This is a genomic window from Cupriavidus sp. WS (genome assembly GCF_000395345.1).
Classification (GTDB): Bacteria; Pseudomonadota; Gammaproteobacteria; order Burkholderiales; family Burkholderiaceae; genus Cupriavidus; species Cupriavidus basilensis_B.
On sequence record NZ_AQPL01000360.1, the window covers coordinates 1 to 9386 of the forward strand.

Sequence of the window (9386 nt, forward strand, 5' to 3'; positions counted from 1 at the left end):
GGCCGGCGCCGCCCGCCGCCGCCGCGCCCGCCGCCGCTCCGGCCGGCGCGGCCGGTCAGGTCTGGGTCAACAAGAGTTCCAAGACCTATCACTGCGCCGGCTCGCGCTGGTACGGCAAGACCAAGAACGGCGCTTACATGAGCGAGTCGCAGGCCACCGCGCAAGGCTTCCACGCCGACCACGGCAAGGCATGCGGCTGACGCCGCGGGAGCCGGGGCCATGCATCTGATCTGGGTCGTCCTGATCGGCTTTCTCGCCGGGCTGGCGGCGCGCATCCTCACGCCCGGGCGCGGGCCGCGCGGCTTCATCCTGACCGCCGTGCTCGGCATCGTCGGCTCGCTTGCCGCGACCCTCCTCGGCCAGGCGCTCGGCTGGTACCGGCCGGGCCAGTCGGCGGGCTTCGTCGGCGCCGTGCTCGGCGCCGTCATCCTGCTCGCGCTCTACCACCTCGCCACCAGGCGCGACTGACGCCGCCGCGAGGCGCGCGCCTGCGCGCACCACGCATCCATGCATTCGTCGCTTCCGACGATGCGTGCGATGCCGTCATCCCCGAATCTCCATACCACGCCGCGCGGGCCGCATCGCCGTCCGCCGGGCCGATGCTTGCGCGCCGCCGCGCAAGCCTTTCGCAAGACAGCAGACAACGTGGAGACGAGATGGAACTCGATGCATCGGTAACGGCAGTGATCACGGGCGGCGCTTCGGGCCTGGGCGAGGCGACCGCGCGCGCGCTGGCCGCGCAGGGCGTGCGCGTGGCGCTGTTCGACCTCAACGCGGAAAAGGGCGAGGCGCTCGCGCGCGAGCTGGGCGGCGTGTTCTGCCAGGTCAACGTGACCTCGGAGTCCGAGGTCGAAGCCGGTTTCGCCAGGGCGCGCGCCGCGCTCGGGCAGGAGCGCATCCTGGTCAACTGCGCCGGCACCGGCAACGCCATCAAGACCGCCTCGCGCGCCAAGGAAGCGCCGGACCAGATCCGGTTTTTTCCGTCCGATGCGTTCGAGCGCATCATCCAGATCAACCTGATCGGCTCGTTCCGCTGCCTGGCGCGCTCGGCCGCCGGCATGCTCACGCTCGACGCGCGCGACGGCGACCGCGGCGTCATCATCAACACCGCCTCGGTGGCGGCGCAGGACGGCCAGATGGGGCAGGCCGCGTATTCCGCGTCGAAGGCCGGCGTGGTCGGCATGACGCTGCCCATCGCGCGCGACCTGGCCGGCGAAGGCATCCGCGTCAACACCATCCTGCCCGGCATCTTCAACACGCCGCTGCTGCAAGGCGCGCAGGAGCACGTCAAGGCCGCGCTGGCCGCCTCGGTGCCGTTCCCCAAGCGGCTCGGCCAGCCCGCGGAATTCGCCTCGCTGGCGCTGGAGATGTGCCGCAACAGCTATTTCAACGGCGAGTCGGTCCGGCTCGACGGCGCCATCCGCATGGCGCCGCGCTGAGCGGCCGCGCGCCACGAGAAAAAAACCGGAAGCGCGCGCCGCTGGCGGCAACGGCGCGCGCGCCCGGCAAGACCGGGAGAAGGAGACGCCGATGGACTTCAGTCATCTGAGCACCCTGCCGCACGCCGTGCGCCATTTCGCGCGGCGGCGGCCGGACGCGGTGGCCTATGCGTTCGAAGGCCGGCTGACCACCTACGCCGAGTTCGAGCGCCACACCGACAGCGTGGCGCAGGCGCTGGCCGCGGCCGGCGTCGTCCCGGGCGAGCGCATCGGCTACGTCGGCAAGAACAGCGACCATTACTTCGAGCTGCTGCTCGGCGCGGCCAAGGCCGGCGCGGTGATGGCGCCGGCAAGCTGGCGCCTGGCGCCGCCCGAGGTGGAATACATCGTCGGCCACGCCGATGCCGTGCTGCTGTTCGTGGGGCCGGAGTCGGCGCCGATGATGCGCCAACTGCTGCCGTCGCTGCCGCTGGTGCGCGGCGTGATCGCGATGGAAGGCGGCGAGCCCGGCTGGCCGGCCTACCCGGACTGGCGCGACGCGCACGCGCCCGTGCCGGTGGCGCACCGGCCCGCCGCGCACGACGTGGTGCTGCAGCTCTATACCTCGGGCACCACGGGCCGCCCCAAGGGCGCCATGCTGACCCACCGCAACCTCACCTACGGCACCGAGGCCAGCGAGCGCGCCGGCCTCGCGTGGTCATGCTGGACCGACGACGACGTCTCGCTGGTGGCGATGCCGGTGGCGCACATCGGCGGCTCCGGCTGGGGCCTGCGCAACCTGCTCGCGGGCGCGCGCGGCGTGGTGGCGCGCGAGTTCGATCCCGCCGCGGTGCTCGATTTCTTCGAGCGCGAGCGCATCAGCAAGCTGTTCCTGGTGCCCGCCGCGATGCAGTTCGTGCTGCGCGACCCGCGCGCGCGCAGCGTCGACTACACGCGCCTCAAGACGCTGCTGTACGGTGCCGCGCCGATCCCCGCCGCGCTGCTGCGCGAAGGCATCGCAGTGTTCGGCTGCGGCTTCGCGCAGCAGTACGGCATGACCGAGACCACCGGCACCGTGGTGGCGCTGCCGCCCGAGGACCACACCACCGACGACGTGCCGCGCATGCGCGCCGCCGGCAAGCCGCTGCCCGGCGTGGAAGTGGCGGTGGTGGACTGGGAAGGCCGCCGCCTGCCGCCCGGCGAGGTAGGCGAGCTGATGATCCGCTCGCCGCAGAACATGGCCGGCTACTGGAAGCAGCCCGACGAGACCGCGCGCACCATCGACGCCGACGGCTGGCTGCGCACCGGCGACGCCGGTTATCTCGACGCCGACGGCTACGTCTACATCCACGACCGGGTCAAGGACATGATCATCAGCGGCGGCGAGAACGTCTACCCGGCCGAGGTGGAAAGCGCCATCTACGGCCACCCGCAGGTGGCCGACGTGGCCGTGATCGGCGTGCCCGACGAGAAATGGGGCGAGGCGGTCAAGGCCATCGTCGTGCCGCGCGCGGGCGTGGCGCCCGAGCGCGACAGCATCGTGGCGTGGGCGCGCGAGCGGCTGGCCGGCTTCAAGGTGCCCAAGAGCATCGAGTTCGTCGACGCGCTGCCGCGCAATCCGTCCGGCAAGCTGCTGCGCCGCAAGCTGCGCGAGCCCTACTGGGAAGGCTACAGCCGCCGCGTCAACTGAAGCCGGCGGCGGCGGGAGTGACGTACCGCTCCCATTTCGCGCCGCGCTGACCCGGCATCGGCGGAACACGTTACGTAACGCGTAACGCCGCGCGCGTGCCGGCCGGCCCGTGGCGCCCATGCCGGCGCCGCGCGCCGGATCTCCCCCATCCCCGCAATGCCTTGCCCGTGGCCGCGCGCCGGCCATCCCGCGCGCGCGCCGCGGCGCGCCCGCGCATGGGCCGGCCGTTGGCACACCGCTTGCAGAATCAGCTTCCGGCAGCGCCGCCGCAAATATCGGTTCAACCGGAATGGCCCGCTGCTTTCAACGGAAGCAGATGAAAGCGGAAACCATGATGAGCGGCAATGACCGGGGCGGCATGACCGCCTTGCTGATGGAAGACAACCCGCTGCTGCGGCTGGGCTTGCAGCGCACGCTCGGCAACGTCGCGGCGCTGGGCGAGGTGATCTGCGTCGAGCCGGCGGAGCTCGCGTTGCTGCCCCGGCGGCTCGACGACATCGCGCTGGTGGTGCTGGGCATGCCGCCGGATCCGGAGCGCGCGCACGCGCTGCTCAGGACCGCGCGCGCGGCGGTCTCGGCGCAGCGCCTGCTGCTGCTCGGCGACGGCGCGCTGCCGCGGCAGGCGCCGCCGCCGACGCAGGACTGGGGCATGTGCGGCTGGCTCGCGCGCACGGCCACGCCGGCCGCGGTGGAGGCGGCCGTGAGCCAGATGCTGGCGGGCGTGCCCGGGCCGCCGGCGGCCCGGCCGGAACCATCCGCCACCGCGGCGCTGCGCCCGGGCTTGCGCGAGGCGCGGCTGCGCGAGGCGCGCATGCTGCACCTCACGCCGCGGCAGTACGAAGTGCTGGTGTTGCTGTCGCGCGGCTATCCGCTCAAGACGGTGGGGCGGCTGCTCGACATCTCGGTGACCACCGTCAAGAGCCACGTGGCGCTGCTGTACCAGCGCCTGCAGGTCAGCAGCAAGGCCGAAGCGATCCACGCCGCGCGCCAGCGCGGCGCCCGCTTCCCGGCCCTGCGGGGCAGAACCGGCCAGGGCCACCGGCCGGCCCATTGAGGAGAGCAGCATGCGCAACCACATCGTCCGGGACGCCGACATCGCCGCCGCCATCGACGCCACCCTGCTGCGCCGCCGCCAGCAGTTCGACGGCCAGCCCGCCGCCTGGCACGTGCTGTGCGAAGCGGCCCATGTCGCCACGCTGGACGAGCGCGCGCGGCGCGCCTTCGTCGCGCGCGTGGCGGCCAGCCGCGGCGCCGACATCGCCCTGCGCCTGCTGATCAAGGCCGAATCGATCCGGGCGGCGGTGATCGACGCGCTGGAGGCCGGCGCCGAGGTGGAGGGCGGCCAGCCCGCCGCGCCGTTCGCCGAATGCGCCGGCTGCACCGACTGCGAAGACCGGCCGGCGCCCGCCGCCGCCACGCACCTGCCGCCGGGCACCGTGCTGCACTGAACGGCGCTGGCCGCCACTCGCGGCGGCCTGTCTTGCCGCACCGCACCACCGCGCGTTCGCCGCCGGTTTGTTCATCCCTGGCCTGCTGCTGGTTCTGCGCCGGTTCGTCGCTTCCGACGATGCCCGCGCGGCGCGCCTGTCCCGACAATGGCGCAGCCATGCCGTGCCGCGCGGTCCCGCCGCGCCGGGCCGGCCGTCACGACAGCCAGGAGGGACAAGCCATGCATCCGTACGTCCACGCGCAGCGCTCGCCGGACAAGCCGGCCGTCATCATGAGCGGCGGCGCCGTGCTCACCTACCGCGAGCTCGACGAGCGCTCCAACCAGGTGGCGCGGCTGTTCCGCGACCACGGCCTGCGGCCCGGCGACCGGGTCGCCTTCCTGCTGGAGAACCACGCGCGCCTGTTCGAGCTGTGCTGGGGCGCGCAGCGCTCCGGCCTGGTCTACGTGTGCATCAGCACCCGGCTCAACGTCGAGGACGCGGCCTACATCGTCAACGACAGCGGCGCGCGCCTGCTGGTCAGCTCGCGCGCGCAGGCCGAGGTGGCGCAGGGCGTGGCGGCGCGGGCCCCGGCGCTCGGCGCGCGCCTGATGATGGACGGCGCCGCGCCCGGCTTCGCCGCCTACGAGACCACGCTGGCGCAATATCCCGGCTGGCGCATCGACGACGAATGCGCCGGCACCGACATGCTGTACTCGTCCGGCACCACCGGCCGCCCCAAGGGCGTGTTCACGCCGCCGGCCGGCCAGCCGATCGACGCGCCGGGCTCGCTGGTGCCGGTGTGCCAGTCGCTCTACGGCTTCGGCCCCGACATGCGCTACCTCTCGCCCGCGCCGCTCTATCACGCCGCGCCGCTGCGCTACAACATGGCCGTGCAGCAGATCGGCGGCACCTCGGTGGTGATGACGCATTTCGACGCGGAGGCGTTCCTCGCGCTGGTGGCCCGGCACCGCATCACCCACACGCAGGTGGTGCCAACCATGTTCTCGCGCCTGCTCAAGCTGCCCGAGGCGGTGCGCCGCGCCCACGACGTCTCGTCGCTGCGCTTCGCCGTGCATGCCGCCGCGCCGTGCCCGGTCGCGGTCAAGGAACAGATGATCGACTGGTGGGGACCCATCATCTGGGAGTACTACGCCGGCACCGAAGGCAACGGCTCCACCGCGGTCGGCTCGCCCGACTGGATCGCCCACAAGGGCACCGTGGGCCGCGCCTCGCTCGGCGAGCTGCGCATCTGCGACGACAGCGGCGCGCTGCTGCCGCCGGGCCAGCCCGGCACCATCTACTTCGCCGGCGGGCGCCGGTTCGTCTATCACAACGACCCCGGCAAGACCGCGCAGTCGCGCCACCCGCAGCACGACGACTGGACCACGCTCGGCGACATCGGTTACGTGGACGAGGAAGGCTATCTCTACCTGACCGACCGCAAGGCCAACATGATCATCTCCGGCGGCGTCAACATCTACCCGCAGGAAGCGGAGAACCTGCTGATGACCCATCCCAAGGTGATGGACGTGGCCGTGATCGGCGTGCCCAACGAGGATTTCGGCGAGGAGGTCAAGGCGGTGGTGCAGCCGCTCGACATGCGCCTGGCCGGCCCGGCGCTGGCCGAGGAACTGATGGCTTTCTGCCGGGAGCACCTGTCGGGCATCAAGTGCCCGCGCTCGGTGGACTTCGCCCATGAACTGCCGCGCCTGCCTACCGGCAAGCTGCTCAAGCGCCTGCTGCGCGAGCGTTATTGGGCGGGGCGGGAGAACAAGCTGGTGTAGCGGTGCAAGCGGAGCCAACGGTGTTGTCCAGCGTAGCGGCCGGAAACGAAGCCGATGGTTTTTTCCGGCACGCCAGCATTCGCAGGCCCCCGCCCTCTCTCCCGCAAGCGAGAGAGAGGAGCGCGCGCGTCGGCACGCATGGGCCTTGCCCGCGTTTACGCCATAATCAGCCGTTCGATCCACGGCGCATGCGGCGCCGGCAGCCGGCAACCATAAGCCGGAGCGGATCGCGCGGCGTCCGCCTGCGCGGATGCCGCCGCCAACAGGATGACACGGCGAATGGCCACAATCGAGGAGACCAGCGCGGGGCGGCAAGGCGCGGCCCGTGCCGCCACACTGGTGGCGAAGCTGCGCCCGCCCATGCTGACGCCGTTCCAGGTGGAGCGGCGCATGATCTGCGACGCGGTGTGCGCGGCCGGCTTCGTCAAGCTGGTGCTGGTGCGCGCGCCGGCCGGCTTCGGCAAGACCACCGCCATGCTGCAGTGCCGGGCGCGGCTCGATGCCGACGGCGTGGCCACCGCGTGGCTGACGCTGGACCGCGCCGACAACGACGCCACGCGCTTTCTCGGCTCGCTCGAGGCGGCCTTCGCGCAGGTGCTGCGCAAGCGCGGCGAGGCACCGGCCGGGGCGCCGGCCGCGCCGCGCTCGCCGGGCGAGCACGCGCTGGCGCTGATCGACCGCATGGCCGCGCACGACCGGCCTTTCACGCTGTTCCTGGATGACTTCGAGGCGGTGCAGAACGCCGCCGTGGCGGGGCTGGTGTGGCAGGTGGTGGAGCACCTGCCGCCGGGCGGCCGCCTGGTGATCGGCACGCGCTGGGTGCCCGAGTCCGGCCTGGCGCGGCTGCGCGCGCGCGGCGAGCTGCTGGAGATCGAGCCCGCGCAGCTGCGCTTCACCGCCGAGGAGACCGAGGCCTTCCTGCGCGGCGCGCGCGGGCTGTCGCTGCAGCCGGCGGCGGTGTCCACGCTGCACCGGCGCACCGAGGGCTGGGCCACCGCGCTGTGGCTGGCCTCGGTGGCGCTGGAGCGGCGCGGCCAGCCGGATGCCTTCATCGCCGGCTTCTCGGGCTCCGACGCGGCCATCGCCGACTACCTGGTCGAAGACGTCTACCTGCACCTGCCCGAGGCCGTGCGCGTCTTCCTGCTGCGCACCTCCATCCTCGACCAGCTTGGCGGGCCGCTGTGCGATGCCGTGCGCGGCGCCGCCGACAGCGAGGAGATCCTGGCCTGGCTGGAGCGCGCCAACCTGTTCCTGATGCCGCTCGATGGCGAGCGGCACGGTGAGCGCCACGGCGGCGCGGACGGCGCGGCCCATGCCGGCGCGCGCTGGTATCGCTATCACAGCCTGTTCTCCAGCTTCCTGCGCGCGCAGCTCCAGCAGGCCATGCCGGCCGAGGTGCCGGCGCTGCAGATGGCCGCCTCGCGCTGGTACGAGGCGCAGGGCCGGCCCGTGCCCGCCATCGAGCACGCGCTGGCCGCCGGCGCGGTGGCGCACGCGCTGCCGCTGCTGGCCGCGAGCGTGGACGACCTGCTGGCGCAGGGCCGCATGCGCCTGCTCACGCGCTGGCTGGACGCGGTGCCGCCGGCGGAGATGGCGGCCTGGCCCAAGCTGCAGATCGCCCACGTGTGGGCGCTGTCCTTCACGCGCGGCCCGGCCGATGCCATCGCGCTGCTGCAGACCATCCCGCTGGACGGCGCCGAGGGCGACCTGCGCGCCCACGTGCGCGCGCTGCGCCATATGCTGCTCAACATGATGGACCGCTTCGAGGACGCGCGCGCGGCCAGCCGCGACGACCCGCTGCCGCTGCCGATGGGCTATCCGTTTCCGGACTCCATCCTCGCCACCTCGATGGCGCGCATGGCCGCAGTCACCGGCGACTACCGCGAGGCGAGGCGCCTGCTGGGGCTGGCGCGCCAGGTGGTGCGCCGCCCGGACAGCAACTTCAACAAGATTTTCTCCGAGTCGGTGGAGGGGCTGATTGACCTGCGCCAGGGGCGCCTGCAGCAGGCGCTGGCGCGCTTTCGCATCGCCGCCAGCACCATGCTGCCCAACCGCTACGGCCCCACCAACGGCAACGCGATGGCCTGCATCCTGCTGGCCGACGCGCTCTACGAGACCGACGAGCGCGAGCGCGCCGAGCGCCTGCTCAACGTCTACGTGCCGCTGGCGCGCGACCTGGGCCTGCCGGACCAGATCATCAGCGGCCATGTCGTGCTGGCGCGCATCGCCTGCGAGCGCGGCGACGTCGACGGCGCCCACGAATGGCTGGCCGCGCTGGAGCACCTCGGCCACCACCGCGGCCTGCCGCGCCTGGTGCAGGGCGCCATGCTCGAGCGCGCGCGCATCGCCCTGCTGCAAGGCAACGGCCACGCCGCCGGCGAGGCGATCCAGCATGCCGCCGACCCGGCGCTGTGGCGCAGCCGTCCCGGCGCCGGCACCGTCAGTTCCTTCGCCAACGACGTCGAGGACGTGGCCGTGGGCCGCCTGCGCCTGGCCGCCTTCGCCGAGCCCGCCGCGGCGACGCGCGCGGCCATCGCCGCCGAGCTGGCCGCGGCCGGGCAGGCGCAACTGATGCGGCGCGCGCTCAAGCTGCGCATCCTGCTGGCGCTGGCCTGCCAGCGCGCCGGCGAGGCCGCGCAGGCCCAGCAGGTCATGGCCGAGGCGCTGCGCTTCGGCGCGGCCGAGGGGTTCGTGCGCATCTTCGCCGACGAAGGCGCGCAGGCCCGCCGCCTGGCGGCGGAGACCGCCGCGCGCCCGGGCGGCGCGCTGCCGGCGGCCTACCTGGAGCGGCTGCTGCGCGCCTGCGGCGGCGCGCCCGAGACCGGCGCTGCCGGCCGGCCGGCGCGCGGCGACATCCTCGAGCCGCTCACGCCGAAGGAGCACAAGGTGCTGCAGCTGCTGGCCGAGGGCTTCTCCAACGTGGCGATGGCCGAGCGCCTGTTCGTCTCGGAAACCACGGTGCGCACGCACCTGCGCAACATCAGCGCCAAGCTGCGCGCCAGCAACCGCACGCAGGCGGTGGCCATCGCCCGGCAACTGGGCCTGCTGTAGCGGCTTTTTTTTT

The 9386-nt window shown here is 73.1% G+C and carries 7 protein-coding genes and 1 pseudogene; all 8 read left to right on the forward strand.

Translation table 11 applies throughout. From position 1 onward, the window contains the following. Window positions 1-200 (forward strand): annotated as a pseudogene (locus K206_RS43885) (hypothetical protein); the annotation flags it as partial. A gap of 19 nt (window positions 201-219) precedes the next feature. Then, complete coding sequence (locus K206_RS0126360; RefSeq protein ID WP_020205373.1) at window positions 220-468, forward strand: GlsB/YeaQ/YmgE family stress response membrane protein; 249 nt, start codon at window positions 220-222, stop codon at window positions 466-468. Between the two features lie 188 nt (window positions 469-656). Next, window positions 657-1439 carry an SDR family NAD(P)-dependent oxidoreductase gene (locus K206_RS0126365; protein WP_020423919.1) on the forward strand — a complete coding sequence of 261 codons (783 nt, stop codon included), beginning with the start codon at window positions 657-659 and terminating at the stop codon, window positions 1437-1439. 91 nt (window positions 1440-1530) lie between these two features. After that, window positions 1531-3108, forward strand: coding sequence for a fatty acid--CoA ligase (locus K206_RS0126370; RefSeq protein ID WP_020205375.1), 1578 nt, complete (start codon window positions 1531-1533; stop codon window positions 3106-3108). A gap of 316 nt (window positions 3109-3424) precedes the next feature. Further along, complete coding sequence (locus tag K206_RS0126375) at window positions 3425-4162, forward strand: response regulator transcription factor (RefSeq protein WP_020205376.1); 738 nt, start codon at window positions 3425-3427, stop codon at window positions 4160-4162. A gap of 10 nt (window positions 4163-4172) precedes the next feature. Further along, window positions 4173-4556: a hypothetical protein gene (locus K206_RS41000; protein ID WP_020205377.1), complete on the forward strand. Its 384-nt coding sequence runs from the start codon at window positions 4173-4175 to the stop codon at window positions 4554-4556. Window positions 4557-4777: 221 nt separating this feature from the next. Further along, window positions 4778-6322, forward strand: coding sequence for an AMP-binding protein (locus K206_RS0126385; RefSeq protein WP_020205378.1), 1545 nt, complete (start codon window positions 4778-4780; stop codon window positions 6320-6322). Window positions 6323-6601: 279 nt separating this feature from the next. Continuing rightward, entirely contained in the window at window positions 6602-9373 is a 2772-nt protein-coding gene (locus K206_RS0126390) for a LuxR C-terminal-related transcriptional regulator (protein ID WP_020205379.1), read from the forward strand. Window positions 9374-9386 lie beyond the last annotated feature (13 nt).